Annotated in this window: 26 protein-coding genes; 16 read left to right on the forward strand and 10 right to left on the reverse strand. The window is 50.9% G+C overall.

Annotated elements, in window-relative coordinates; all coding sequences use genetic code 11:
* The first annotated feature begins 14 nt into the window (after positions 1-14).
* The 11 genes from rplR (at position 15) to rplQ (ending at position 6,274) form a co-directional block, all read left to right on the forward strand.
* Positions 15-365, forward strand: a complete 351-nt coding sequence (gene rplR, locus ACNRUY_RS10160; protein ID WP_488111515.1) for a 50S ribosomal protein L18 — start codon at positions 15-17, stop codon at positions 363-365.
* Between the two features lie 11 nt (positions 366-376).
* On the forward strand, positions 377-886 hold the full coding sequence (gene rpsE, locus ACNRUY_RS10165) for a 30S ribosomal protein S5 (protein ID WP_488111516.1): 510 nt from the start codon (positions 377-379) through the stop codon (positions 884-886).
* Between the two features lie 3 nt (positions 887-889).
* The gene (rpmD, locus tag ACNRUY_RS10170) at positions 890-1,075 is read left to right on the forward strand and encodes a 50S ribosomal protein L30 (RefSeq protein WP_488111517.1); all 186 of its coding nucleotides are present in this window, start codon (positions 890-892) and stop codon (positions 1,073-1,075) included.
* 1 nt (position 1,076) lies between these two features.
* Positions 1,077-1,511 carry a 50S ribosomal protein L15 gene (gene rplO, locus ACNRUY_RS10175; protein WP_488111518.1) on the forward strand — a complete coding sequence of 145 codons (435 nt, stop codon included), beginning with the start codon at positions 1,077-1,079 and terminating at the stop codon, positions 1,509-1,511.
* Positions 1,512-2,837, forward strand: a complete 1,326-nt coding sequence (gene secY, locus ACNRUY_RS10180; RefSeq protein WP_488111519.1) for a preprotein translocase subunit SecY — start codon at positions 1,512-1,514, stop codon at positions 2,835-2,837.
* A gap of 34 nt (positions 2,838-2,871) precedes the next feature.
* Positions 2,872-2,985 carry a 50S ribosomal protein L36 gene (gene rpmJ / locus ACNRUY_RS10185; RefSeq protein WP_488111520.1) on the forward strand — a complete coding sequence of 38 codons (114 nt, stop codon included), beginning with the start codon at positions 2,872-2,874 and terminating at the stop codon, positions 2,983-2,985.
* 333 nt (positions 2,986-3,318) lie between these two features.
* Positions 3,319-3,675, forward strand: a complete 357-nt coding sequence (gene rpsM, locus ACNRUY_RS10190; protein WP_488111521.1) for a 30S ribosomal protein S13 — start codon at positions 3,319-3,321, stop codon at positions 3,673-3,675.
* A gap of 62 nt (positions 3,676-3,737) precedes the next feature.
* Positions 3,738-4,127 (forward strand): 30S ribosomal protein S11, encoded by a 390-nt coding sequence (gene rpsK / locus ACNRUY_RS10195; RefSeq protein WP_488111522.1) that lies wholly within the window; start codon positions 3,738-3,740, stop codon positions 4,125-4,127.
* A gap of 15 nt (positions 4,128-4,142) precedes the next feature.
* On the forward strand, positions 4,143-4,763 hold the full coding sequence (gene rpsD, locus ACNRUY_RS10200; protein ID WP_488111523.1) for a 30S ribosomal protein S4: 621 nt from the start codon (positions 4,143-4,145) through the stop codon (positions 4,761-4,763).
* Positions 4,764-4,794: 31 nt separating this feature from the next.
* Positions 4,795-5,796, forward strand: coding sequence for a DNA-directed RNA polymerase subunit alpha (locus ACNRUY_RS10205; protein WP_488111524.1), 1,002 nt, complete (start codon positions 4,795-4,797; stop codon positions 5,794-5,796).
* Between the two features lie 85 nt (positions 5,797-5,881).
* Positions 5,882-6,274: a 50S ribosomal protein L17 gene (rplQ, locus tag ACNRUY_RS10210; protein ID WP_488111525.1), complete on the forward strand. Its 393-nt coding sequence runs from the start codon at positions 5,882-5,884 to the stop codon at positions 6,272-6,274.
* Positions 6,275-6,373: 99 nt separating this feature from the next.
* On the opposite strand, the gene ACNRUY_RS10215 is transcribed toward rplQ, so the two are convergent.
* The 9 genes from ACNRUY_RS10215 to ACNRUY_RS10255 all read right to left on the reverse strand — a co-directional run bounded on the left by ACNRUY_RS10215 (position 6,374) and on the right by ACNRUY_RS10255 (position 19,289).
* Positions 6,374-7,870 carry a hypothetical protein gene (locus tag ACNRUY_RS10215; protein ID WP_488111526.1) on the reverse strand — a complete coding sequence of 499 codons (1,497 nt, stop codon included), beginning with the start codon at positions 7,868-7,870 and terminating at the stop codon, positions 6,374-6,376.
* Between the two features lie 14 nt (positions 7,871-7,884).
* Positions 7,885-9,282 (reverse strand): hypothetical protein, encoded by a 1,398-nt coding sequence (locus tag ACNRUY_RS10220; protein WP_488111527.1) that lies wholly within the window; start codon positions 9,280-9,282, stop codon positions 7,885-7,887.
* A 72-nt stretch (positions 9,283-9,354) separates the two neighbouring features.
* Entirely contained in the window at positions 9,355-10,731 is a 1,377-nt protein-coding gene (locus ACNRUY_RS10225; RefSeq protein WP_488111528.1) for a KamA family radical SAM protein, read from the reverse strand.
* A 120-nt stretch (positions 10,732-10,851) separates the two neighbouring features.
* The gene (locus tag ACNRUY_RS10230; protein WP_488111529.1) at positions 10,852-11,430 is read right to left on the reverse strand and encodes a rhomboid family intramembrane serine protease; all 579 of its coding nucleotides are present in this window, start codon (positions 11,428-11,430) and stop codon (positions 10,852-10,854) included.
* Positions 11,431-11,695: 265 nt separating this feature from the next.
* Positions 11,696-12,310, reverse strand: coding sequence for a trimeric intracellular cation channel family protein (locus ACNRUY_RS10235; protein ID WP_488111530.1), 615 nt, complete (start codon positions 12,308-12,310; stop codon positions 11,696-11,698).
* Between the two features lie 320 nt (positions 12,311-12,630).
* Complete coding sequence (locus ACNRUY_RS10240; RefSeq protein ID WP_488111531.1) at positions 12,631-14,286, reverse strand: CocE/NonD family hydrolase; 1,656 nt, start codon at positions 14,284-14,286, stop codon at positions 12,631-12,633.
* 245 nt (positions 14,287-14,531) lie between these two features.
* Positions 14,532-15,506 (reverse strand): hypothetical protein, encoded by a 975-nt coding sequence (locus tag ACNRUY_RS10245; RefSeq protein ID WP_488111532.1) that lies wholly within the window; start codon positions 15,504-15,506, stop codon positions 14,532-14,534.
* Between the two features lie 123 nt (positions 15,507-15,629).
* Entirely contained in the window at positions 15,630-18,455 is a 2,826-nt protein-coding gene (gene uvrA / locus ACNRUY_RS10250) for an excinuclease ABC subunit UvrA (RefSeq protein WP_488111533.1), read from the reverse strand.
* 57 nt (positions 18,456-18,512) lie between these two features.
* Positions 18,513-19,289, reverse strand: coding sequence for a hypothetical protein (locus ACNRUY_RS10255; RefSeq protein ID WP_488111534.1), 777 nt, complete (start codon positions 19,287-19,289; stop codon positions 18,513-18,515).
* 222 nt (positions 19,290-19,511) lie between these two features.
* On the opposite strand from ACNRUY_RS10255, the gene ACNRUY_RS10260 reads away from it, so the two are divergent.
* The 3 genes from ACNRUY_RS10260 to ACNRUY_RS10270 all read left to right on the forward strand — a co-directional run bounded on the left by ACNRUY_RS10260 (position 19,512) and on the right by ACNRUY_RS10270 (position 22,117).
* Positions 19,512-20,858, forward strand: a complete 1,347-nt coding sequence (locus ACNRUY_RS10260; protein ID WP_488111535.1) for an MFS transporter — start codon at positions 19,512-19,514, stop codon at positions 20,856-20,858.
* Between the two features lie 124 nt (positions 20,859-20,982).
* Positions 20,983-21,555: a single-stranded DNA-binding protein gene (ssb, locus tag ACNRUY_RS10265; protein ID WP_488111536.1), complete on the forward strand. Its 573-nt coding sequence runs from the start codon at positions 20,983-20,985 to the stop codon at positions 21,553-21,555.
* Complete coding sequence (locus ACNRUY_RS10270; RefSeq protein ID WP_488111537.1) at positions 21,536-22,117, forward strand: 5-formyltetrahydrofolate cyclo-ligase; 582 nt, start codon at positions 21,536-21,538, stop codon at positions 22,115-22,117. Before ssb ends, ACNRUY_RS10270 begins: the two co-directional genes overlap by 20 nt.
* Here the strand turns inward: ACNRUY_RS10270 and ACNRUY_RS10275 are convergent, their stop codons facing one another.
* Positions 22,118-22,942, reverse strand: coding sequence for an SDR family oxidoreductase (locus ACNRUY_RS10275; protein WP_488111538.1), 825 nt, complete (start codon positions 22,940-22,942; stop codon positions 22,118-22,120). It abuts the gene before it with no gap.
* 140 nt (positions 22,943-23,082) lie between these two features.
* Here ACNRUY_RS10275 and ACNRUY_RS10280 point away from each other — a divergent pair, with 140 nt between their 5' ends.
* Together ACNRUY_RS10280 and ACNRUY_RS10285 are read left to right on the forward strand one after the other, a co-directional pair.
* Entirely contained in the window at positions 23,083-23,682 is a 600-nt protein-coding gene (locus ACNRUY_RS10280; RefSeq protein ID WP_488111539.1) for a LysE/ArgO family amino acid transporter, read from the forward strand.
* Between the two features lie 49 nt (positions 23,683-23,731).
* Positions 23,732-24,460 carry a copper homeostasis protein CutC gene (locus tag ACNRUY_RS10285; protein ID WP_488111540.1) on the forward strand — a complete coding sequence of 243 codons (729 nt, stop codon included), beginning with the start codon at positions 23,732-23,734 and terminating at the stop codon, positions 24,458-24,460.
* Positions 24,461-24,463 lie beyond the last annotated feature (3 nt).

Raw genomic sequence — 24,463 nt, forward strand, 5'->3', positions numbered from 1 at the left:
GGTAGGGTGAGATCATGATGGACAAGAAATCTTCTCGCCTGCGTCGTGCCCTTCGTGCAAGGGTCAAGATGCGTGAACTGGGTGCCACTCGCCTGAGCATCCATCGTACGCCTCGCCACATCTATGCGCAGGTCATCGCCCCAGAGGGCGACAAAGTGCTGGCAACTGCCTCCACTGTTGAGAAAGAACTGCGTAGCGATGCTACCGGTAACGTAGACGCAGCCAAAAAAGTCGGTGCTCTGATTGCTGAGCGCGCCAAGGCTGCAGGTGTGACCAAGGTGGCGTTTGACCGCTCTGGTTTCAAGTATCACGGTCGTGTGAAGGCGCTTGCCGATGCTGCCCGTGAAGCCGGACTGGAATTCTGAGGGTAGGCGTCATGGCAAGAGATGAGCGTAAAGCTAACAACGACGAAGGTCTGATTGAGAAGCTGGTACAGGTTAACCGTGTCGCCAAAGTGGTGAAAGGTGGCCGTATCTTCGGTTTCACAGCGCTGACCGTCGTAGGTGATGGCAAGGGTAAGGTTGGCTTCGGTCGCGGCAAGGCCCGTGAAGTGCCAATCGCTATCCAGAAGGCTATGGAAGCGGCCCGTCGCAACATGATCAATGTTGATCTGAATGGCGACACCCTGCAGTACCCTGTAAAAGCCCGTCACGGTGCTTCCAAGGTGTACATGCAGCCAGCCTCTGCTGGTACCGGTGTTATTGCCGGTGGCGCCATGCGTGCCGTTCTGGAAGTAGCAGGCGTACACAACGTACTGGCCAAGTGCTACGGTTCCACCAATCCTGTGAACGTAGTTCAGGCCACATTCAAGGGCCTGCGCGACATGCGTTCTCCTGAAGGCATTGCTGCCAAGCGTGGCAAGTCTGTTGAGGATATCCTGGGGTAAGTCATGGCTGAGAAGAAGATCAAAGTGACGCTCGTTAAGAGCACCAGCGGTCGCCTCGAAAGCCACAAGGCTTGCGTACGGGGTCTGGGCCTGCGTCGTATCAACCACACTGTTGAAGTGGAAGACACTCCTTCAGTCCGTGGCATGATCAACAAGGTTTCCTACCTTGTCCGGGTAGAAGGAGAATAATATGCGTCTGAATACTCTGAGCCCGGCTGAAGGCAGCCGCAAAGAGGGTAAGCGCGTTGGTCGTGGGATCGGTTCCGGCCTGGGCAAGACCTGCGGACGTGGCCACAAAGGTCAAAAGTCCCGTTCCGGTGGTTCTGTCAAGCCTGGTTTCGAAGGCGGTCAGCAGCCACTGCAGCGTCGTCTGCCAAAGTACGGCTTTACTTCCCGTAAAGCACGCTACACTGCTGAGATTCGTCTGCACGAACTGGGCAAGGTAGAAGCGGATGTGATCGATCTGGCTGCCCTGAAGGCTGCAGACCTGGTAGGCGGTAGCATCCAGCGTGCTAAAGTGGTACTGTCTGGCGAATTGGCTAAAGCAGTCACCATTAAAGGTCTGGCTGTTACCAAAGGCGCCCGTGCTGCGATTGAAGCTGCCGGTGGTAAGATCGAGGACTAAATGGCTAAGACATTACCTGTTGGGAATCAAAGCGGATTGAACGAGCTGTGGTCTCGTGTCAAGTTCGTGTTTCTGGCGATCCTGGTATACAGGATCGGTGCGCACATCCCTGTGCCAGGCATCAACCCTGATGCGCTGGCCCGGATGTTTCAACAAAATGAAGGCACTATCCTGGGGCTGTTCAACATGTTTTCCGGCGGTGCGCTGGAACGGATGTCTGTTCTGGCTCTTGGAATCATGCCCTACATTTCGGCATCCATTATCGTTCAGTTGATGAGCGTGGTGAGTCCGCAGTTGGAGCAGCTCAAGAAGGAAGGTGAGTCCGGACGTCGCAAGATCAGCCAGTACACCCGCTACCTGACTGTTATCCTCGCCCTGGTTCAGGGTACCGGGATGACAGTAGGTCTGGCCAATCAGGGTGTTGCGTTCAGCACTGACATCAGCTTCTATGTGGTTGCCGTTGTCACATTTGTCACCGGTGCCGTCTTTATGATGTGGCTGGGTGAGCAAGTGACTGAGCGGGGGATCGGTAACGGTATTTCGATTCTCATCTTTGCAGGTATTGTCGCTGGTCTTCCAAGTGCGATTGTGCGGTCTTTCGAGTCCGCACGCCAGGGGGATGTCAACATCCTGATGCTGCTGGCAGTGGCTATTCTCGCTGTCGCAGTAATCGCATTTGTAGTCTTTATTGAGCGGGGTCAGCGCCGCATTACTGTGAACTATGCCAAGCGTCAGCAAGGGCGTAAAGTGTTCGCAGCCCAGAGCAGCCACCTGCCGCTGAAGGTGAATATGGCGGGTGTTATCCCGGCCATTTTTGCATCCAGTCTGCTGCTGTTTCCCGCCTCCATTGCCCAATGGTTTGGGCAGGGTGAAGGCCGGGAGTGGTTGCAGGAAATTGCTCTGGCGCTGGGTCCGGGTCAGCCACTGAACATCATACTGTTCTCGGCAGGCATCATCTTTTTCTGCTTCTTCTACACTGCTCTTGTCTTCAATCCGAAGGATGTGGCAGATAACCTGAAGAAGTCCGGAGCGTTCATTCCCGGGATTCGTCCTGGTGAGCAGTCTGCCCGGTATATTGATGGTGTCCTGACTCGCCTGACCATGTTTGGTGCCCTCTACATGACAGCAGTGTGTCTGTTGCCTCAGTTCCTGGTGGTTTCGGCCAACGTGCCTTTCTACCTGGGCGGTACCAGCCTGCTGATCGTAGTAGTCGTGGTAATGGATACCATGGCTCAGGTGCAGTCGCACCTGATGTCTCATCAGTATGGTGCGCTGATGAAGAAATCCAATCTTAAGGGCTATGGTGGCGGTGGTTTGATCCGCTGAGCAGCCAGGCTCTGCAACGGTTGTGGAGTAAGTTATGAAAGTACGTGCGTCGGTTAAGAAAATCTGCCGCAACTGCAAGATCATCAAGCGCAGGGGTACTGTGCGTGTGATCTGTCAGGAGCCACGTCACAAACAGCGTCAGGGTTAATGGTCACCGGGAATCTACGGATTCTCTGGTGGTATGGACTCTGGTCTAATGTGACCTCAGGCAAACACAACCGTTCATGATTTTATGTCATGAACGGTTGTGTTTTATCGCATAGCGGATTAAAATTTCCGCCTTTCGACCTGTTAGAAATGTGCCTGCATTGTTTTTGAGCCTCCCGGCTCTGAAACCAACAGGGTGAAAACAGCCATAGTGAATGCCTTGAAGCAGGGTTCCTGCTGGAGGTGGTTGATTATGGTGACGTGTTTCAGTGATCTTCATTGCTGTTAGATGAAACGCTGGTGCACGGTTAAATGTAATAACGGAGACGATTGAATGGCCCGTATTGCCGGTGTCAACATTCCGGATAACAAACATGCTGTTATCTCGTTGACCTACATCTTTGGTATTGGCAAGACCACAGCCCAAAAGCTGTGTGCCACCACAGGCGTTAACCCGTCTGCCAAAGTTTCTGATCTGAGCGAAGACCAGCTGGAATCCCTGCGTGGCGAAGTTGCAAAACTCGACACTGAAGGTGACCTGCGTCGTGAGATCAGCATGAACATCAAGCGCCTGATGGACCTGGGTTGCTACCGTGGTATCCGCCACCGTCGCAGTCTGCCGGTTCGTGGTCAGCGCTCTAAGACCAATGCCCGTACCCGTAAGGGTCCGCGCAAACCGATTCGTAAGTAAGATGGTTGCTTCTCTTTTCAGAGATAGAGCAACACTCTTTTTGATACAGGATTTGTTCTGATATGGCAAAGCCAGGTACTCGTACACGTAAGAAGGTTAAAAAGACGGTAGTGGATGGCATCGCCCATATCCACGCCTCTTTTAACAACACTATCGTGACAATTACCGACCGCCAGGGTAATGCACTGTCCTGGGCAACTGCAGGTGGCTCCGGCTTCCGTGGTTCCCGTAAAAGCACCCCGTTCGCTGCCCAGGTTGCAGCTGAGCGTGCTGGTCGTGCTGCCGCTGAATACGGTCTGAAGAATTTGGACGTATGTGTTAAAGGGCCTGGACCAGGCCGTGAATCCGCTGTACGCGCTCTCAACGCTTGTGGGTACAAGATCACTAACATCACTGATGTTACCCCGATCCCCCACAATGGTTGTCGTCCGCCTAAAAAGCGTCGTGTATAAGCAGGAGACCGGTAAATGGCTAGATATATAGGTCCTAAGTGCAAACTGTCTCGTCGTGAAGGCACCGATCTCTTCCTGAAGAGTGGCGTTCGCCCCCTCGAGTCAAAGTGCAAGGCAGAAATTCCTCCTGGCCAGCATGGCCAGCGTCGTGGTCGGCTGTCTGACTACGGTGTCCAGCTTCGTGAGAAGCAGAAAGTTCGTCGTATCTACGGTGTACTGGAAAAGCAGTTCCGTAACTACTACAAGGAAGCTGACCGCCTGAAGGGCGCAACCGGTTCAAACCTGTTGCAACTTCTGGAGTCTCGCCTTGATAATGTAGTTTACCGCATGGGATTCGGCTCTACCCGTGCAGAAGCACGCCAGCTGGTCAGCCACAAGGCTGTCTTGGTGAATGGTAAGACCGTGAACATCCCGTCTTACAAGGTTGCACCCGGTGACGTTGTTGCCATTCGCGAGAAGGCACAAAACCAGCTGCGTATCAATGCAGCCCTTGAACTGGCCGCTCAGCGTGGATTCTCCACATGGGTGGAAGTAGATGCCAAGAAAAAAGAAGGTGTCTTCAAGGTGCTGCCCGAGCGGAGTGATTTGGCGGCCGACATCAACGAGAACTTGATCGTCGAGCTGTACTCCAAGTAAGGGATAGACAGTTAGGTGGGGTGTAACATCCATGCAGAATTCGGTTACTGAATTTCTAACTCCTCGGCATATTGATGTCGAGGAAATCAGCCTGACACGCGCCAAGGTCACTCTGGAGCCTCTGGAGCGTGGCTTTGGGCACACTCTTGGCAATGCGCTGCGTCGTATTCTTCTCTCTTCCATGCCCGGCTGTGCCGTAACGGAAGTGGAAATCGACGGTGTGCAGCATGAGTACAGCGCGATTGAAGGCGTGCAGGAGGACGTGATTGAAATCCTGCTGAACCTCAAAGGCCTGGCCATCAATATGACTGGCCGTGACGCTGTCACCCTGACCCTGAGTAAAAAGGGAGAGGGTGTTGTCACCGCAGCTGATATTCAGCTGGATCATGACATTGAGATCGTGAATCCGGATCATGTAATCGCCCACATGAATGAAAAGGGCGACCTGAACATGAAGCTGAAAGTTGCTCGTGGCCGTGGTTATGAGTCTGCGGACAGCCGTCGTCAGGATGAAGAGGAAACTCGTGCTATCGGTCGCCTGCAGTTGGATGCCACATACAGCCCCGTGTACCGTGTTTCCTATGTCGTAGAAAGCGCTCGTGTTGAGCAGCGTACTGACCTCGACAAACTGGTCATTGATCTGGAAACCAATGGCACTCTGGATGCTGATGAAGCCATTCGCCGTGCGGCGACCATCCTGCAGCAGCAGCTGGCGGTCTTCGTGGATCTGGAGGGTGAGTCTGAGCCAGAGCCGGTGAAAGAAGAAGATGAGGTTGATCCGATTCTTCTGCGTCCGGTGGATGATCTGGAACTCACTGTTCGTAGTGCTAACTGCCTGAAGGCAGAAAACATCTACTACATTGGTGACCTGATTCAGCGTACTGAAGTTGAGTTGCTCAAGACCCCGAACCTGGGTAAGAAGTCCCTGACCGAAATCAAGGACGTTCTGGCCTCCCGTGGTCTGAGTTTGGGTATGCGTCTCGACAACTGGCCTCCCGCCAGCTTGAAGAGTGACGACAAGGTTTCTGCGTAATTGCGGCTGTGGGCTGTTACTGTTGAAGAAACGATTTCTTTAAAAAACAAGGGGCAGCCCCCAGTAAGAAGAGGAAGTTTGTGCCATGCGTCATCGTAAGAGTGGCCGCAAGCTTAACCGGAACAGTTCTCATCGCAAGGCGATGTTCAAGAACATGACTGCTTCCCTGGTTGAGCACGAAGTAATCAAGACAACACTGCCAAAGGCTAAAGAGCTGCGTCGTGTTGCTGAACCGCTGATCACCCTGGCTAAGGAAGACAGCGTTGCAAACCGTCGGCTGGCGTTCGATCGTCTCCGTAACAAGGCTACGGTTGGCAAGCTGTTCTCTGAACTGGGTCCACGGTTCAAAGAGCGTCCTGGTGGTTATATCCGCATTATCAAGTGCGGTTTCCGTAAGGGCGACAATGCTCCTATGGCTTATGTTGAGCTGCTGGACCGTCCTGCTGTTGAAGCAGTAGAGTCCGCTGACGAAGAATAAGTCAGGCATTCACCTCAGGCAACGGCTCCTTCGTTGCTGGCAGGTACGAAAAAAGCCAGGATTTTGTCCTGGCTTTTTTTTATGTTGAGAATCTGGTTTTTATAATTTATCCAGCATGGTAAAGGCTTCCTGAAGGCTTTCCTCCGTCCACTCCCCCAGTCCTTTACTTAACTCTGTTTCTTGTTCTGCAAGCTCAAGGAGTTCAGCATAATCCTCTTCTTCATCCAGGGCGTCATATTCATCCTGAACGGCCTTCAATAGCTGCAGCCTTTCCTCTTTGGCCATCATAAGGTTAATGACCTGATCTTTACTGACTTTGTGATTGCGACATTGCTCAGATAACAGTGAAAGCGTCAGTAGATCCCCCTTGCCTTTATTGATTCTATCGATAAGGAATTTGCTCTGGGTAGAAGGTAAATAGTCACTTATGGAAGAAAAGGCTTTTCTGAATAGCTCTGTTTGCTGGTGTCTCGGCCAAGGGGTTCCCAATAATAGTTTTTCAAACACATCAAGTGTGTTGTTAGCCTGTCTCACTGTTTTACAGGCTGAAAGCTGTTTATGGCAAATGTAGCTTGCTGACTCCAGTAAGTTCGGGAGCAACCTTCTTCTCTCTCTTGGAGAGAGAGGTGGGCTTATTAGTTTCTGAATATTGAGAAAGGTGCCCATGGTTAAGTCCGAGCTATTGTATTTTTTATCTGGATTCCGTAATTCAATTAATAGGGTTTCAAGGGAACTATACAAAATTATAGGGTCTTCAATATCACCCATATGTTCAACTTGATTAGTTACAGGGTATAGCTCCTGGTTTCGAGCCTGTAATTTATTGAAGCTTACTTCACTCTTAGGAGACGTTTTCTGATTGCCGCTGTTATAACCCGAGTCACCATCATTGTTGGTCGATATTGTTCTGCTGGTTGTGATAACCGATTTGTCGTTCAGATTCTCCAGTTCCTGTAAAAAAAGCATGCTTTCACTAAGTTCTTCTTCACTCTCATCACTGACGGCGGTTGAATTGTATGTATCTGTGTATTGACCAGTGGAGTCATCACTTGAGTCAAAATCATGATTATCCGCATAGTAGGGGCGTGGCTCTGGCTTATTTATAGTGACGGTTATTTGATTAGCTTCAGGAACGGTTGTTTGTGAACACTGCCTTGAATCTGACAGATCATCCGGCCACTCTTCGTCATCGTCTTCCAGCTCTCCCAGGTTGCTGTGTAAAGCAATGCCCAGTTTATTAGCGTCAGGAGCTGAAATGTGCTGGTACAGCGCTTCAGTGGAGAATGAATCTGGTCCAACCAAATGGTTGTTAAAAGAGTTACTTAGGGTTTCCGGTGTAGCGCTGTTATTTCCCTGGCTTAGATAGGTTTGATATCCATCTTTATCTTGTTCGCTAACTTTCGTGGGACGTGCTCTTTCGATTAACGTTTTCGAGGGTGAAGGGTGGGAAGAAGGTGATGGATTTTCAGTTACATTTTTTCGTCCGGAAGTTTCACTGACTTCGTGTTTTCCTGCCTTTGTTCGTTGCTTTTTTGGAAGGGTGGGAAGCTCTGGTGGTTTATCAGAGCCAGTAGACCCTATACGAGAAGCACTCATTCTTTTTCCTGTTTTTACTCTTCATTAATGGATTTGCTAATTGTTCGTAAAAGTCTTCTAGCAGTTTTTAATTCTTGAGGTGTGATCTCTTCTTTACCGTCAAGAATATCGTTGAGAAAGGGGCTTTCTGTAAGCATTTTGCTTGCAATCTTTTCTCCCTGAGCACTTTCTTTTGTGAATGTTTTTAATGTGTCTTCTGCCTCTTCTAGGAGATCATCCATGTTTTCTGCATAATGATATTGTGTCAGCATTAGTTCACCAAGGCGTTGGTAAATCATATCTTTGACTTCTTTATAACTGTCTTCATCATAATGATCTATTTGAGATCTTAGATGGTTTCTCAGTAAATGAAGCTCAGTAATGCTGGCTGTGTTTCTAATTCTGTCGGAAAAGCTTTCCATGTTTGGGGGAGGAAGAAGCTTGGATAATTCAGTTGTTTTTTCATTAATTTCTTCGAGCTCTGAATCATCATTTACCTCAGGGCGCATGCGCTCATAGGTTGAGATCAGTTCCTGAGTCACTGCTGCGAAAGCTTCTGATTCAGCCCATTCTGTTGAATTTTGAGTGAGCTTATCATTGAGGCTATCTGTAAAGACTCTCTTGTTATCAAGGTCGTTCATTATGTCAATTACTTCAGGAAAGCCCAGGAGCTCCTCAGGTTCTTTAGCCGAATCCAGAATTTCCTGTGTCTTTTTGTCTAGATTTTTCTTGAGTTTTGGTGGATATGAATGCCCAAGTTCGAGTTCTTCTCTCATTTCCTCTAGGGTGATATGCAACTCTCCAAGCTCTTCAAGGGTTTCGGTACTTTTCATTTGTGCCATGAAGAGGTCTGTGAATTTTTTTCCAATTTTGCCATCAAGATGGCTAAGGTCTTCACTGGGGTTGTTATCCTTTAAGGATTCAGCATGAGCTTTTAACCGAGGAAGTCTTTCTATAGAGGTTGTATGGTCAATATCATGACTGAGTGTTTCTACCTCTTGTTTAAGAACAAGGGTGGATAATGATTTTCGTTGATATTCAGTAAATAGTTCCCAGTCACCTGCCATGATGTCTTCTAATTCATTTTTCAGCTCTTTTACTTCGAGATAGCTTTTAGCGCTTAGCAGCTTGCTCTGGTAGTCCATGCAAACTTCGTCTGTGTCATATTTACCAGCCCCCGTTTTCATTTGAGGACTTACAGCTGTTTTCTGTGCACTTCGTTCAGAAAGGGAGGTCGTTGGACGCTCAAGTTTTCGGCTCTTTGCTTCTCTTTGCAGGAAAGTATCGCTCTTTCTTTTTCGACCAGGCTTTTTGGTTTCTCTACCAAAAGGTTTTTTGTCTGCAACCTCTTCACTCTGTTTTGGAGATTCAGAACGGTCAGTTGACCATTCCATTGGCTGTGCTTTACCTATGTTATCCATTCCACCCGACATCCCTGTCTCCTGAAGAAGCTTGAAACTCCCTTAATGATAGCCAACTCTCATGGAAGTATTGGGGCGCTGCCCTTAAGCCCCCCGGGCTTTACACATGGCCCGGTATTCGTCTTCGAAAAAGAACTTCTCTTCACCGAAGGCTGGTTTCAGTTGGTCCAGCCAGGTGGCCTGTTCATCGAATTTTGCGAAGAAGGGGCGGTAGCACCATTCTGGATTGCGGCCCTGAAGGAATCTGAGAACGAATACTTTTTCGCCATTAATCTCAGTAATTCCGGTAATTTCTACTTTACCTGGTCCTGCACTCATGGACGGGCCGCGTACAGTACGGCCAAGACCTGACATTTGGGTGATGGCTTCTTTGTATATTTCGTAGGCACGCGCCAGTGGCAGCTCAAAGTAGTGCTTGGCGCCGGTGTCGCGGGCAACAAAGAAATAGTAAGGGATAATGCCCAGTGAAAGCTGGGTTTGCCAGTTTTTCACCCACACCTGGGCATCGTCATTAATATGACGGGTTAAGGGGGCCTGAGCCCTGATGTTGGCTCCTGTTGCCCGAATCCTCTGGATCGCTTTGCGGCAGATGTTGGTTTTCAACTCTGCGTAGTGATCAAAATGAGCCATAAAGGCCAGATGCTTGCCGGCATCTGTGATTTTTTTGAACAGTGCCAGTAATTCGTCAGCGTCGTCATCGGTGACAAAGCGATAGGGCCAGAACGTCAAGGTTTTGGACCCAATCCGAATGTTCCGGATATGATCAAATTCAGGTTCCAGCAGGGGCTCCAGATAAGCTTTCAGGAGCTTGGTTTTCATGACCAGAGGGTCGCCGCCGGTAAACAGCAGGTCTGAGATTTCAGGGTGCTCTTTCAGATAGGCATGCATGGTGCCAGCATCAGTGGCTGCCATTTTCAGTTCGCTGTCACCAATAAACTGAGCCCAGCGGAAGCAGAAAGTGCAATAACTGTGGCAGGTCTGGCCCTGGCTTGGGAAGTAGAGGGCTGTTTCCCGGTACTTGTGCTGCATACCCTGTACTGGCTTTCCTTCAACCATGGGGGCGTTCATGGCTAATTGTCCAGCGGGATGGGGGTTCATGCTCATCTGTATTTCGTAGGCTGCTTTTTTGATGGCTTCCTGGCTGGCTCCTTCACGGTGAAGTTTGGCCATGAAAGCAAAGTCCTGGGATTTCAACATCTCTTTTTGAGGAAACATCAGGCGAAATACCGGATCCTGGGGCACATCATTCCAGTCAATCAGTTCGTTGATCACATACTCATTGACCCGGAAGGGCATGACACTGGCCACGACCCGGATATCAAACTGCATCTCTTCAGGCAGAGCAGTAAACTGGGGGATTCTGTCCAGGTTGCGTTCGGTATAGACAGTGTATGGGCGCTGCGGCTCCAAGGGTTCCGATGAGGTGGTAATCAACTGTTCTGGCTGGGTATATGCGTTCATTCAACTCTCTATGGTTGGCAATAACTGGGTAATAGGAATGGGCGCTATTTTTCCATAGCGGTCCAGTCAGCGTTATCCGCTATTACCGATGGATGTCTGTGGTAAAAAAGCATAGTTGTTTCAACGTACTTTTTTTCTTCTCTGCCTGGCCCAGAACAGGGCTACGATCAGACCAGCCAAAGCGCCGAACAAATGGCTTTCCCAGGAAACATAAGGGGATCTTGGGAGAATACCCCAGACCATACCTCCATAGACAACCACGACCAGAATGCTGATCAACAATAGTTTGAACTCTTTGCCCAGTAAGCCTGCCACCACCAGGTAAGCGAAATAGCCGTATATTAAACCACTGGCGCCTATATGGGTGGCTTGCCGACCGAACAGCCATACCAGTCCGCCTCCGACAATAATGACCCACAGGCTGACCAGGATATACCTTAGAAGCCCGTGTACCAGTAACAGAAAGCCAAGGATGGCGAAGGGGATGCTATTGGATGCAAGGTGCAGGAGGCTGCCATGAATAAAAGGGGCTGTCAGGATTTCAGGTAGGGATGAAATCTGGCGGGGCACAATGCCAAACTGGGAAAACCATCGGCCAGTGAAGATGTTCAGCAGCTCGATCAGAGCCATGACAGCGAGAATGAAAAGCAGGAGCTTGCAGCGGTTTCGATGGTTCAGGGCATTATGGCTGGCTGGCATGGATAGAACCGTTGATGCGAAAAAAGGATTGCACGAACGGTATCGTATAATATCCGGATTGGAAAAAACCAGAAAAGAGTCTGTTAGGAGCCTGTCTGACTTATGCTTTCGAGCATAAAATTCAGTAGAACGAGCCAAATCTTTCGATGGATTCGTGCGAATACCCATAGGGCACAAGTAGCCGGTCTATTTAATCGAATTCATCGGAAGATTGGGCCGTTCTTTCTAGATTTTAGGCCGAAATAGTCTTAAGTCCGACAGGCTCCTAGTGAACAGACTCTTTGTAGACAAATTTGGGTAATTCGAGCTTATACCGGACCGCAATCATCCGGAAAACAAACCCGAGCACCAGTGTTGCGATGACCGTTACAGACTGGTTGATCCCAAGGTATTGAAGTCCGAAATAGAAAACAATGGCCAGAACGGAAACGCTGGCATAGAGCTCTTTACGGAAGACCAGGGGAACGTTGTTGCACAAAATATCCCTGAGGATTCCCCCGAACACACCTGTAATGACTGCCATGACACTGGCAATCAGATAGCCGTGGCCGAGATCCAGAGTCTTCTGGGCGCCAATAATGCTGAAGGTGACCAGGCCAATGGCATCCAGTACCAGAAATAGCTTGAACATATGTTTCATGTATTTCTGGAAGAAGATGGTAATAACGGCTGCCAGAGTGGTAATGACAATGTATTCCGGCTTTGCTACCCAGGTCAGGGGGTAGCTGCCCAGTAGCATATCTCGTACGGACCCCCCGCCAATGGCTGTGCAGCAGGCAACGAATATGACACCAACCGGATCCATTCCTCTGCGTCCGGCAGAGAGAGCACCGGTCATTGCTTCAGCGGTAATGGCTATTACGTATAAAACGGTCAGCATCGAATAGTTCATCTCTCATGAATGCGGCAGAAATAGATAGTTGTCGTATATTCAGGCGGCGATATTGTCCGGGAGAGAGTTAATATCGAAATTTTAAGCCTGGGATAAACAACTGGAAAAACAATGAATATAAAAAGCATTTTTCGATAAAAGGTCTGTGAAAAATACTTTTACCAAATGCAAGGGGATTTTATGGGAATTTCAGCTGCTGTGACAAGGGATGCAAGGGCAGGAGTTTCCACAGAATTGATGCGTGTTAATGAAGTCCAGACTCGCGACACCCCCGGCAGATTGCCTGGGGTGTCGTGGTATGGGGAGCCCTATAGAGTAGGCACCCTCAGCATGGATTGCTGACTTTTATTGAACTCGAAGTCCATATAATAGCTTGCGCGGGTGGGGGCCTTATAAAGAGGATCCCGGGTGTCAATGGCCATCACCAGCCGGTTACCCGCTGGGACGTCGTAGGCCGTTGAGATCAGATCGAAGTCCAGTGTCCGCTTTTCTCCCCTGGGGGCTTCCGGCAAGGTAATCACACCATGAGTAATCAGTCTCCCTGTCCCCAGTGGATTCATGTCGTACAGATAGACGACCAGTTGAGCCTGGTCGTAATGAGGTTGAACTTGAAGGGTGACCTCAGGGGTTCCACGGATTTTCATGGTTTCTTTCAGACGATTTGTCTTGAAATAAATGCTGCGAAAATCCGATGCCAGGCCAACCTGAGCCAGAACCGGGATATTGAGCTGCTCCAGTAACTGGGAAATCAAGGGTATCTGGGTACTGAACAGGCTTCCCGCCCAGGCATTTATGGTGTTGTCCCTGTTAAGCCAGCCGCTGTATGGAGTGGTTTCCAGATCGCCACTGGCCAGTGACGATCGTGGGTGCAGGTAAAATGACTGTTCCTGGACATTGGGAATGGGGTAGTTATCAAACCCGTCAAAATCATCCTGAAATTTGATCTTCATCTGCAGGGGCTGGCTTTGGCTGATGTCCGTTTCCTCTCCTTTGAGGTGCGTATCAAACCATTGGTAAACATTTTGCCAGATAATGTCCTCCCCAATACCCGCAAGACTGGGCAGTAACTCTGCTGTGGCGTGGGTGCCCGGCACCAGGTCCAGATGTTTTGGGGTGGTCAATTGTCCGAACAGATCCAGAAGGGTGTTGGGCTGGAAAAGATTGTCGTCGTATGCTTTGGCAAGGTAGACCGCGGTGCCATTGGCATTCAATTGGTCGACAAAATGAATGGGGGAACGCTCCCGGGCCCAGGCTTTGACTTCGGGTATTTTTTCCAGGTCCTGGTTTTTCACAGCCTGCCAGTGTTCAGCGATGATCGGCTCAGGGTTTCCGGTGAGGCTCCCGGCAGCGACCAGTAATTCTCCCCATACTTGCCGGGGGGTATTGTTTCCATAAAGAGCGTCCACCAGGTCTCCCCAGCTGCTCATGGCGGCAACGGCTTTGACCCTGCTGTCTCTGGCGGCTCCCAGCAGGCTAATGCCTGAGCCATAGGAAATACCGGCGGTAGCGATGGCTTCAGGGTCAACCGGGTAATTCCCAAGCAGATAATCAATGACCGCGCTGTAGTCGGACATGTCCAGCGGCCCGGCGGTATTGATCTGACCAGTGGACGAGCCAAACCCCCGGGTAGAATAACTGAGCACGATATAGCCTTTTTCAGCAAGTACTGCAGCCTGACTGAGGTACTGGTACTCATTCATTCCCCAGCTGTTGATGAAAATTACAGCCGGTGCCGTTCCTCCCAGAGCGGTTGGGACAAAGACATTAGCCTGCAACTCCACGCCATCGTTCATCTGGATCACAATGTTGTCATCCGTTGTATAGGCGTCGGAAATGGGAAAGTCCGGCCGGTTCAGTAGACCAGATGCAAAGCTGAGCATGGGGAGTGAACTGGATGCGGTAGAAGCGAAAGGCAGTATCAGACCAAGGCAGAGGCCTGTTGCCAATAGAATTTTTTTTATCATTGCCTTCTCTTTTTATTGTTATTTTTTGAGTGATCCGGATTCTAAGACCGGAACCAGGATATGGTAGAAAACCTTTTATCCTTTTAAAATAGATATACGACGAAATTTAGATTTATGCGTGGAAATGAAGGCAGTATGACACGCTGTATTTTAAATGTTCATAACAACCCCTGTTTTCTGATAGTCAGTTTATATCGTTCATAAGCGGTTAATAATGACCACTGATTATCAGTGGCCTTTTTCTGCTATTGATAACTGATAAACTCCAAAATTCGGTTAAATGGCGAGCTTGGAGAATCCTCTCTTATTGCTATTTTCGTTATTGTGCTATTGTCTCCAGGGTTATAGGCCACCTGTTCCTGGTAGAGCCTCATTACTCTTGACTGCTGTTTCATAAAAGCTTTATGAGCGTCATAAACCTGTTGGCGAGTGGGTAGAACAACCGCCAGATGAGCAACGGGTTCAACGGGCTTTATTTTCTTTGCCTGTTCGCTCAAGAATGCAGGGGACATGACCAGATTTGCCTGCCTATGAAGAGTTGCTTCCAGTATTTGAGGGTTCTGGTTATTCAGCTCTGATGACTGAAACAGCTCAAGGCCTGCCCTGGTGCTGATATCTCCCTTAACCGTGAAAAAGATTCTGCCAATGGTGACTCCTTTCACAGAAGGGTCGTCTTTACGGAAAACCTCCACTACGGACACGGAGGGAAAAATGAGATTGCCCTCCGGGGTGATGCCTTTGCCGGCAGGGTATGGATTGTGAGTCAAGCCCTGAGCTGGCGCCTGCTCAGTGAGCAGCTGTAAATACACGCTGAGAGGTCCGAACAATTCCCTGCCCACATGGTCAATACGCTGACTCTGAAGATCAATACCAATATCGCTACCCTTCACCAGTCGGCTAAGAATGTCGGAGTGGTTTTCGTTAAAGAGGATAGTCAGGGCCTGATCGATATTTTTCAAATCGAGCCTAACCAGGCGTTCTATCTCTGATAGTTGATCAACACCTCTTTGATTAAAATAGGGAACCATGACTTCTTTGAATCTGGGATCCTGTTGAATAGCGTAGGAGCGCAGGTTAAACCGGGAGGCGGGGGAAATACCGAGCCACTGGTTTTTTTCCAACGAATCCACCAGCGAAGGTTCAGTTGATGGTGCAGAGGCACAAGCGGTTAACAATAGCAGCCCTAGCGGCAGCCATAGTCTGATAATCAGTGCTTTCATTTTAATCATCCAGGCCTTTATCTGTGATTATGTGCTGACTAATCATAGATCATGCCAGTCAGGCAACAGGCTTGGATTTTGCCTGATAGCAGGGCTCGCTTTTGGAGCCCTGCCATTATTGGATCAGCCAAGCATCGGCTTCAGGAAGTGGCCGGTATGAGACTCGGGGACTTCTGCCACGGCTTCTGGAGTTCCGCTGGCAATAATCTGGCCACCACCATCCCCACCTTCTGGCCCAAGATCCACAATCCAGTCGGCGGTTTTAATCACATCCAGGTTGTGCTCAATGACCACAACGCTGTTGCCATGATCCCGCAGGCGATGCAAAACGCTGAGCAGCTGCTCAATATCGTGAAAGTGCAGGCCTGTTGTTGGCTCGTCGAGAATATACAAGGTCTTTCCGGTGTCCCGCTTGGACAGCTCTTTGGCCAGTTTTACCCGCTGGGCTTCACCACCGGACAGAGTTGTGGCGTTCTGGCCAAGATGAATATAGGAGAGCCCGACGTCCATCAGTGTCTGGAGTTTTCTTTTGACGGCAGGAATGGCGTCAAAATACTCAAGGGCTTCTTCTACGGTCATTTCCAGCACTTCATGGATGTTCTTGCCCTTGTACTTCACCTCCAGGGTTTCCCGGTTATAGCGCTTGCCTTTACAGACGTCACAGGGCACATAGATATCCGGCAGGAAGTGCATCTCTACCTTGATGACGCCATCGCCCTGGCAGGCTTCACAGCGGCCGCCTTTGACGTTAAAGCTGAAGCGACCCGGTTTGTAGCCCCTTGAACGAGCCTCCTGGGTTCCCGCAAACAGTTCCCGGATGGCCGTGAAGATGCCTGTGTAGGTAGCGGGGTTGGAGCGAGGGGTTCGACCAATGGGGCTCTGGTCGATGTCGATGCACTTGTCAAAGTGGCTGATGCCCGTCAGCTTTTTATAGGGAGCCGGAGTCAGCGTGGTGGCTTTGTTCAGGGCCGTGGCCGCCAGAGGATAAAGGGTGCCGTTAATCAGTGTTGACTTCCCGGAGCCGGAGACACCGGTGACGCAAGTCATCAGTCCCACTGGAATTTCCAGGGTGACGTTCTTCAGATTATTGCCGGAACAGCCCGAAAGCTTCAGCTGCTTTTTGCTGTCTGCGGGGGTGCGTGCCGGTGGCACTTCAATTTTTCGGGTGCCTGCCAGGTACTGCCCGGTCAGGGATTCCTGGCTGTCCATTATCTGGGCCGGTGTCCCCTGGGCAATGATGTTACCACCATGGACGCCAGCGCCTGGGCCAATGTCGATGACGTGATCTGCACTGCGGATGGCGTCTTCATCATGTTCCACCACGATCACGGTATTGCCCAGATCCCTCAGGCGGGTCAAGGTGTTCAGTAGACGCTCATTATCTCTCTGGTGCAGGCCAATGCTGGGCTCGTCAAGAATGTACATGACCCCTACCAGCCCGGCACCGATCTGGCTGGCCAGACGGATTCTCTGGGCCTCGCCACCGGAAAGAGTGTCGGCACTGCGATCCAGTGTCAGGTAGTTGAGCCCGACATTCACCAGAAAGCTGAGCCGGTCACAGATTTCCTTCAGGATTTTGCTGGCAATTTCTCCCCGCTGTCCGGGCAGCTCCAGGGATTGAAAGTAAGTCAGTGCTCTTTCTACCGGCAGCTTCACCAGCTGTGGCAGTGTCTCTTCCTGGATAAAGACATTACGGGCTTCCCGACGCAGGCGTGTACCTCTGCATCCCGGGCAGGGCTGGGTGCTCAGGTATTTGGCAAGTTCTTCCCGAACCGATTGGGATTCCGTATCCCGGAAGCGTCGCTCAAAGTTGGGGATGATGCCTTCAAACGGGTGTCGTTTTTTATAAACGTCGCCCCGGTCATTGACGTAGCTGAAGTTGACTTCTTCGTCACCGGAACCGTGAAGAATGACTTGCTGCTGGTCGGCGGAGAGGTCATCAAAGGGGGTATCAATGCTGAAGCTATAATGTGCGGCCAGAGATTTCAGCAGGTGAAAGTAATAAACACTGCGGCGGTCCCAGCCACGGATGGCGCCTTCTGCCAGGGTCAGTTCGGGGTGCTGGACAATCCGGTCCTGGTCAAAGAACTGTTTGACGCCCAACCCATCGCAACTGGGGCAGGCCCCTGCCGGATTGTTAAAGGAAAACAGTCTGGGCTCAAGCTCATTGAGACTGTAGCCACACTCGGGACAGGCAAACCGGGCCGAGAAAACCACATCGTCACCGGCGCCTTCTTCCATATAGCTGATGGTGGCCAGGCCGTCGGTCAACTCAAGGGCGGTTTCAAAGGATTCTGACAGGCGCAGCTGGAGATCCTCGCGCACTTTAAATCGATCCACCACCACTTCAATGGTGTGTTTCTTTTTCTTGTCCAGAGCCGGAGGGTTATCCAGGTCGGTAACAATGCCATCGATCCGGGCACGGATAAAACCGTTGGTCCGCAGTTCATTGAAAACATGCAGGTGCTCCCCCTTCCGGCCTCGAACCACGGGTGCCAGTAGCATCAGTTTGGTCCCTTCTGGCATGGCCAGCACCTGGTCCACCATCTGGCTGACGGTCTGGGCTTCCAGGGGCAGGTGATGAGTTGGGCAGCGCGGAATGCCGGTACGGGCAAACAACAGACGAAGGTAGTCGTAAATTTCGGTGATCGTGCCGACGGTGGATCGAGGATTATGGCTGGTGGATTTCTGCTCAATAGAGATAGCGGGAGACAGTCCCTCAATATGATCAACGTCCGGTTTCTCCATCATGGAGAGGAACTGGCGGGCGTAAGCAGACAGGGACTCCACATAACGTCGCTGTCCCTCCGCATACAGCGTGTCAAAAGCCAGCGACGACTTGCCGGAACCGGACAGACCGGTAATGACGATCAGGCTGTCACGGGGCATCTCCAGATCAATGTTTTTCAGATTGTGAGTGCGGGCGCCCTGAACGGTAATGTTTTCCACAGCCTGTATCTCCATGCCAGCTTGAATAGCGAACAGGGCATTATAAAACAGCCTGATCTAGAAACCCATGTAGGATGATATGCCCAGGGCGGTCATAACTGTCAGTTGAGCTAAGTGTTTAGCCATCATGGCTACATGCCGATTGACGTAAGGGTTTACGCAGATACAGTCTTTTTGCCAGGCTAATACAGACCCAAAGGCCATAAGAGCATGAACTAGCATATGGGAAGCAAAGGTCTCTATTTGATAACTACAGCCTTCTACAGGCTCAGTCATCTGTGGCAGTTGATACTCAATCATATTTAACAGTGCTCCAATAGCGTAGACAGCCAAGAAAAACAGTTCTCTGGGGCGGCTTGACCTGTGAGGACAAAATGTTTCCCAGTAATAATTACTTCCTTTGCTCCATGCTTTTTGAAGATGGATGGCTGCTTCTATAGCTATAACGCTGGGTGCCATGAAATAGGAATTCAATTCATTGAAGAATAAGTTACCGCGTGCCTTTCCTTTTTCCAGATCTGTGTCAGGTATGCTTGTGAGCAGAGCTTTTGCCATAACGACGGTATTTTGTTCCATATTGGGAAGGCAGGTTTGTCGGTTTAGGAGAAGGGCTGAAGCTTTTTTTCCAGGGCAATAAGTGAGGGAAAGGCATTGCTGCTCTGAAGGGTCTGAAGGCTTTATTCTTATGTTGGCTTCAAGGCAGGGGGTATTGCTGGCTGTTGAAGGTCGCCCAGTCAGTTGTGATGCCTGAGAGTAAGTGGTGGAAGCTATCAGAACAATGGCTAGCGTTATGGTTTTAATTGACATACCGGTGACATGGTTTGCTTTGTACATTTTTATACATACATAGCGGTGATCCTTTTTTTATGCACAGTGACACTTTGTCTCAACGTTAAGAGTTCATGCCTGGCTTCATGGTTTCTTCTCACTCAATCCCCCCCATAGGCGACAGTAATAAAATCCTGTTAGACTTGCCCCACCAAAAACATCTCGATAGCCCTCCGGAAAATAGCCGGATAAGCTGGTGCCGGGATCTACAGAAACAGTTGTTACATCATGTCTTTTGTCGAACTGAAAGCCGCTCTATCCCTGACCCTGGTCTTTGTCTTCCGTATGCTGGGGCTGTTTATGGTACTACCGGTGCTGGCCCTCTTTACGGAGGATCTGCAAGGGGCGACACCGGCCATGGTGGGCCTGGCCATCGGTGCTTATGGCTTCAGCCAGGCCCTGCTGCAAATTCCTTTTGGTTGGCTGTCTGACCGTTGGGGACGAAAGCCGGTGATTCTGGCTGGCTTATTGATCTTTCTGCTGGGCAGCTTGCTGGCGGCCCATGCCACGACCATTGAGGGCATTATTGCCGGTCGGATTCTGCAGGGGTGTGGTGCCATTGCCGGAGCTGTGACTGCCCTGATGGCAGATCTGACCCGGGATCAGCATCGAACCAAGGCCATGGCCATGATTGGCATGGGCATTGGGGTGGCATTCTGCGTAGCCATGGTGCTTGGCCCCATGGTCAGTGGTTTATGGGGGCTTTCCGGGCTGTTTACTTCTAATGCGTTGATGGCGGCAGCTGCCATGGTGGTGGTGGTTTTTCTGGTGCCGACGCCGGTTCATCCCAGGCGGGATTTGAATTGCTCTGTGAATCGCCGGGATATCCGCAACGTTTTTACCGACCGGCAGCTGTTGAGGCATATGGTGGGTATCTTTGCCCTTCATTTTGTTCTGATGGCACTGTTTGTCTTTGTTCCAGACCTTCTGGCTAACAGCTACTCCCGTTCACAGCATGGGCTGATTTACCTGGCCGTAATGGGACTCTCTTTTGTAATGATTATTCCCCTGATTATTTTCAGTGAGCGCCGTCGTCAGTTGAAGCAGTGCTATAGCCTTGCCATTGGCTTACTGGGGCTGGCTATGGTGTTTCTCTATGAAGGGCAACTGAACCGGCTGTTACTGTTGGCCGGGCTTTTTGTGTTTTTCTTCGGGTTCAATTTTCTTGAGGCGACTCTACCCTCTCTGGTCAGCAAGCTGGCACCTGCAGGAACCCGTGGGACTGCCATGGGCATTTATTCCACCAGTCAGTTTCTGGGGGCCGCACTGGGGGGCAGCCTGGGAGGCCTGGCCATGGAGGCGGGCGGGGTTTCCGGTGTGCTGTTTGTTTGTACAATTCCCACTGCGCTATGGTGGTGGTTGTCTGTTACCATGAAGCAACCCCCTTATGTGAGCAGTATGGTAATGGCCCTCAATCCCTTTGATGGCCTGGATGCCGGTGTGATGGGAGAGCAGCTGGCTGTGATTCCGGGTGTCAGGGAGGTGACTGTGCTGCCGGAGGAAAAAACCGCCTATCTTAAAGTGGACAAGCACACTCTGGACTGGTCGGCGCTGAGGCGTTTTGGTGAGTGCTGAGCCCAGTCTCCCGGAGCGGCAAAACGCTTGCAGATGAATTTGCAGAAAAATAGATGGAACCAATGGGCAAACCGTGGTTCTATTTTTTATGAATCTGATTTTATGAATTGAGTGGAGAAATTGAATGGCTCGTGGCGTTAACAAGGTAATTCTCATTGGGAACCTGGGCAATGACCCGGATGTTCGCTTCACGCCCAATGGCAGTGCAGTGGCCAACCTGAGTGTGGCGACCAGTGAATCCTGGAAGGACCGCAACACTGGCCAGCAGCAGGAAAAAACCGAGTGGCACCGGGTGGTGATTTTCGGCAAGCTGGCAGAAATTGCCCAGCAGTACCTCCGCAAGGGATCCAAAGTCTACCTGGAAGGCAAGCTCCAGACCCGGAAATGGCAAGGGCAGGATGGCCAGGATCGTTATACCACTGAAGTGGTGGTGGATGGTTTCAGTGGTCAGCTGCAGATGCTGGACGGCCGTCAGGACGGTGGAATGGGAGCACCCATGGGCGGTGGCTATCAACAGCCCCAGCAGCAGCCAGCCCAACAGCAGGCTTATGGTGCGGCTCCTCAGCAACAAGCTCAGCAGCCACAACAACAGTATGGAGCGCCTCAGCAGCAGGCTCCTGCCCAGAAACCGGCAGCTCAACCGGCTCCTCAGCCTGCGGGTGGGTTTGACGATTTTGATGATGACATCCCGTTCTGATCTGCGTAAAACACTGCGTGAGCGCCGCCGGGCGCTCAGTGCCAGTCAGCAGTTTAGTGCCAGCCAGCGCCTTGCAGCGGTGCTTCAGCAGCGGGATGAAGTGATCAGCAGTCAGCGTATTGCTCTCTATCTTGCCAATGATGGTGAGATTGATCCGGCGGCTATTCAACAGGCCTTCTGGGAACAGGGAAAAGAGTGCTATTTGCCGGTGCTGGATATACAGCGCACTGGCCATCTGAAATTTGCTCACTACCTTCCTGATACACCTCTGGTGAACAACCTCTACGGGATTCCTGAGCCGGAGATGGCCAGCGCCCGGATGATTGAGCCGCAGCAACTGGACCTGGTGTTGCTGCCACTGACCGGGTTCGATGATCAGGGGCAGAGGCTGGGCATGGGGGGCGGTTTTTACGACCGTACATTTGAATTCGCCAGAGTCTCCGGAAAACCTTATCTGATGGGCCTGGCCCATGAATGTCAGAAAGTGGAAAGCATTCCTTCCGAAAACTGGGATATTCCCCTGGCCGGTATCGCCACCGACCAGCGGTTTTACCGTGTATGATCAGTCTATATAAAGATCTTTGAAAAACTCTGTGGTGCCCGGAACCACCGCATAGTCATCAAAATCGGTCATCCCCCTATCCCGCAGCAAGTCCTCATCAACACAGTGATTCCCGGTAAAGCCTGAAGGGCTGGTAAGGATGGCATAGGCAGCGTCTGCCATAATCGCGGGTTTACGTGACACTTTAAACAGCTCTCTGCCACCGGCCTCAAATTCAACGGCGGCAGTGGCGATGCTGGTTTTTGGCCACAGAGAGTTCACCGCGACACCGGCTGACTTGAATTCTTCTGCCAGTCCCAGAGTCAGCATTGACATGCCGTACTTGGTGATGGTGTAGGGGGTATAGTCCCTGAACCACTTTGGGTCGAGGTTGATGGGGGGAGACAGGTTGATAATATGCCCATGACTGGACTGTTTGAGCCACGGCAGCGAGAGCTGGGTACACAGCAGAACCGCCCGGGTGTTGATCTGGTGCATCAGGTCAAAGCGTTTGACAGGCGTCTGCTCTGCCGGAGTCAGGCGAAGGGCGCCTGCATTATTGATCAGGGCATCAACCCCACCGAAACGTTCTACGGTCTGGTCTACCATGCTGGAGACCGAGGCTTCGTCACGAACATCCACTTGAATCGGAAGGGCTTCCCCTCCGGCAGTAATCACTTCTTCAGCCACTGAATAAATGGTTCCAGGCAATTTCGGATGGGGTTCTGCACTTTTGGCGGCAATGGTGATATTGGCGCCGTCTCTGGCACAACGAAGTGCGATTTCACGGCCAATGCCCCGGCTGGCACCGGTGATGATGATGGTTTGTCCTTTTAGCGCACCCATGCTTTTTTTCCGTATCTTTTTGTTATGAGGGAGTGGTTATGGGGGATATGTTAACAGGCAACTGTCTGATATGTTAGGCGCACCCATGCCACCATCGGTTAATGTTTCCGGTGGTCCATTCGAATAAAAAAGGACGTTTCATGGTTTCAGCATTTTTACAGGGTTTCAGTATCGGTGGTGGCCTGATCCTTGCGATTGGCAGCCAGAATGCTTTTCTATTGACTCAGGGGCTTAAGCGCCAGCATCACCTGCTGGTGGCGAGTATCTGTTTTGTATGCGACGTCAGCCTGATTTTTGCCGGGGTGATGGGGTTGGGAACCCTGATCGTCAGCAGTCCTGTATTGCTGGAAATAGCCCGTTGGGGAGGAGCCTTGTTTCTGGGCTGGATGGGCTTGCAGGCGCTGCTTCGTGTCTTTAAAGAAGAGTATCTGGAGACCAATGAGCAGGTCACTGTTGATAAAAAGGTGATTATCACCACAACCCTGGCGGTGACATTACTGAATCCTCACGTTTATCTGGATACCGTGGTGATGATTGGCAGTATCGGGGCACAACTGGGTGATCAGCGAGTGATATTTGCCCTGGGTGCAGCCACTGCATCCATGATCTGGTTTTACAGTCTGGGGCTTGGGGCTGCCAGAATGGCTCCCCTGGTGAAAAGCCCAAAGATCTGGAAGGTGATTGATACCCTGGTATGCCTGGTTATGTGGGGTGTGGCGCTGAGCCTGGTGATGAGATAAGGAGGATTGTTTTAAAATAGCCGACAGGTAAACCATAAAGGCAGGCCTTATGCCAGCAATTGAAATCTGTATTAACAGTATTGATAACCCCACTGTGCACTCTTCTGTCCAGGCCGCCTGGCAGGGAGGAGCACAGCGTATAGAGCTTTGCGCCAGTATGGCCCATGACGGCTTAACCCCTCCTGTTGAACATATCGTCACGGCCAGGGAAGCCTTTCCAGAAAGGCCGGGCTTGCTGGTGATGATTCGCCCGCAACCGGGGCATTTCTTTTACCGCCAGGATGGGGTTGCTCTGATGGAAAAGCAGATTGTTCAGGCTGCCGGTGCCGGAGCGGATGGCGTCGTACTGGGGGTGCTTGATGCTAAAAGTCATGCCATTCATGTCGACTACTGCAAAAGGCTGCTGGATTGCGCCAGGCAGCAGGGGCTTGAAGTGACTTTCCATCGCGCCTTTGATGCCACACCCGACTGGCAGGCGTCCCTGGATATATTGATCAACCTCGGTGTTGACCGGGTGTTGTCCAGTGGCACGGCATGGGGATCAAAAGGAACGGCTCTGGATGGAATGCAACAGCTGGCCAGTATGATCGAACGGGCAGGTGGGGATATTGAAATTGTTGTGGGTGGAGGCGTCAGTCATGAGAATATGCCGACACTGTCAAACACTTTGCGTGCGCAGTCAGGTCTGTGTTCATTTCATGCATACAGCGCTGTTCTGGAAAATGGGGCTGTTTCCTTGAAGCGGGTAATTAAGTTGAGAAAGCTGCTGTCTGATTGACCT

This window comes from Endozoicomonas sp. Z74 (genome assembly GCF_057680865.1).

What these genes read in the sequence shown, in the direction of transcription:
- rplR (WP_488111515.1), top strand. Translation starts at nt 15, where the DNA reads ATGATGGACAAGAAATCTTCTCGCCTGCGTCGTGCCCTTCGTGCAAGG.
- rpsE (WP_488111516.1), top strand. Translation starts at nt 377, where the DNA reads ATGGCAAGAGATGAGCGTAAAGCTAACAACGACGAAGGTCTGATTGAG.
- rpmD (WP_488111517.1), top strand. Translation starts at nt 890, where the DNA reads ATGGCTGAGAAGAAGATCAAAGTGACGCTCGTTAAGAGCACCAGCGGT.
- rplO (WP_488111518.1), top strand. Translation starts at nt 1,077, where the DNA reads ATGCGTCTGAATACTCTGAGCCCGGCTGAAGGCAGCCGCAAAGAGGGT.
- secY (WP_488111519.1), top strand. Translation starts at nt 1,512, where the DNA reads ATGGCTAAGACATTACCTGTTGGGAATCAAAGCGGATTGAACGAGCTG.
- rpmJ (WP_488111520.1), top strand. Translation starts at nt 2,872, where the DNA reads ATGAAAGTACGTGCGTCGGTTAAGAAAATCTGCCGCAACTGCAAGATC.
- rpsM (WP_488111521.1), top strand. Translation starts at nt 3,319, where the DNA reads ATGGCCCGTATTGCCGGTGTCAACATTCCGGATAACAAACATGCTGTT.
- rpsK (WP_488111522.1), top strand. Translation starts at nt 3,738, where the DNA reads ATGGCAAAGCCAGGTACTCGTACACGTAAGAAGGTTAAAAAGACGGTA.
- rpsD (WP_488111523.1), top strand. Translation starts at nt 4,143, where the DNA reads ATGGCTAGATATATAGGTCCTAAGTGCAAACTGTCTCGTCGTGAAGGC.
- ACNRUY_RS10205 (WP_488111524.1), top strand. Translation starts at nt 4,795, where the DNA reads ATGCAGAATTCGGTTACTGAATTTCTAACTCCTCGGCATATTGATGTC.
- rplQ (WP_488111525.1), top strand. Translation starts at nt 5,882, where the DNA reads ATGCGTCATCGTAAGAGTGGCCGCAAGCTTAACCGGAACAGTTCTCAT.
- ACNRUY_RS10215 (WP_488111526.1), bottom strand. Translation starts at nt 7,870, where the DNA reads ATGAGTGCTTCTCGTATAGGGTCTACTGGCTCTGATAAACCACCAGAG.
- ACNRUY_RS10220 (WP_488111527.1), bottom strand. Translation starts at nt 9,282, where the DNA reads ATGTCGGGTGGAATGGATAACATAGGTAAAGCACAGCCAATGGAATGG.
- ACNRUY_RS10225 (WP_488111528.1), bottom strand. Translation starts at nt 10,731, where the DNA reads ATGAACGCATATACCCAGCCAGAACAGTTGATTACCACCTCATCGGAA.
- ACNRUY_RS10230 (WP_488111529.1), bottom strand. Translation starts at nt 11,430, where the DNA reads ATGCCAGCCAGCCATAATGCCCTGAACCATCGAAACCGCTGCAAGCTC.
- ACNRUY_RS10235 (WP_488111530.1), bottom strand. Translation starts at nt 12,310, where the DNA reads ATGCTGACCGTTTTATACGTAATAGCCATTACCGCTGAAGCAATGACC.
- ACNRUY_RS10240 (WP_488111531.1), bottom strand. Translation starts at nt 14,286, where the DNA reads ATGATAAAAAAAATTCTATTGGCAACAGGCCTCTGCCTTGGTCTGATA.
- ACNRUY_RS10245 (WP_488111532.1), bottom strand. Translation starts at nt 15,506, where the DNA reads ATGAAAGCACTGATTATCAGACTATGGCTGCCGCTAGGGCTGCTATTG.
- ACNRUY_RS10255 (WP_488111534.1), bottom strand. Translation starts at nt 19,289, where the DNA reads ATGTACAAAGCAAACCATGTCACCGGTATGTCAATTAAAACCATAACG.
- ACNRUY_RS10260 (WP_488111535.1), top strand. Translation starts at nt 19,512, where the DNA reads ATGTCTTTTGTCGAACTGAAAGCCGCTCTATCCCTGACCCTGGTCTTT.
- ssb (WP_488111536.1), top strand. Translation starts at nt 20,983, where the DNA reads ATGGCTCGTGGCGTTAACAAGGTAATTCTCATTGGGAACCTGGGCAAT.
- ACNRUY_RS10270 (WP_488111537.1), top strand. Translation starts at nt 21,536, where the DNA reads ATGATGACATCCCGTTCTGATCTGCGTAAAACACTGCGTGAGCGCCGC.
- ACNRUY_RS10275 (WP_488111538.1), bottom strand. Translation starts at nt 22,942, where the DNA reads ATGGGTGCGCTAAAAGGACAAACCATCATCATCACCGGTGCCAGCCGG.
- ACNRUY_RS10280 (WP_488111539.1), top strand. Translation starts at nt 23,083, where the DNA reads ATGGTTTCAGCATTTTTACAGGGTTTCAGTATCGGTGGTGGCCTGATC.
- ACNRUY_RS10285 (WP_488111540.1), top strand. Translation starts at nt 23,732, where the DNA reads ATGCCAGCAATTGAAATCTGTATTAACAGTATTGATAACCCCACTGTG.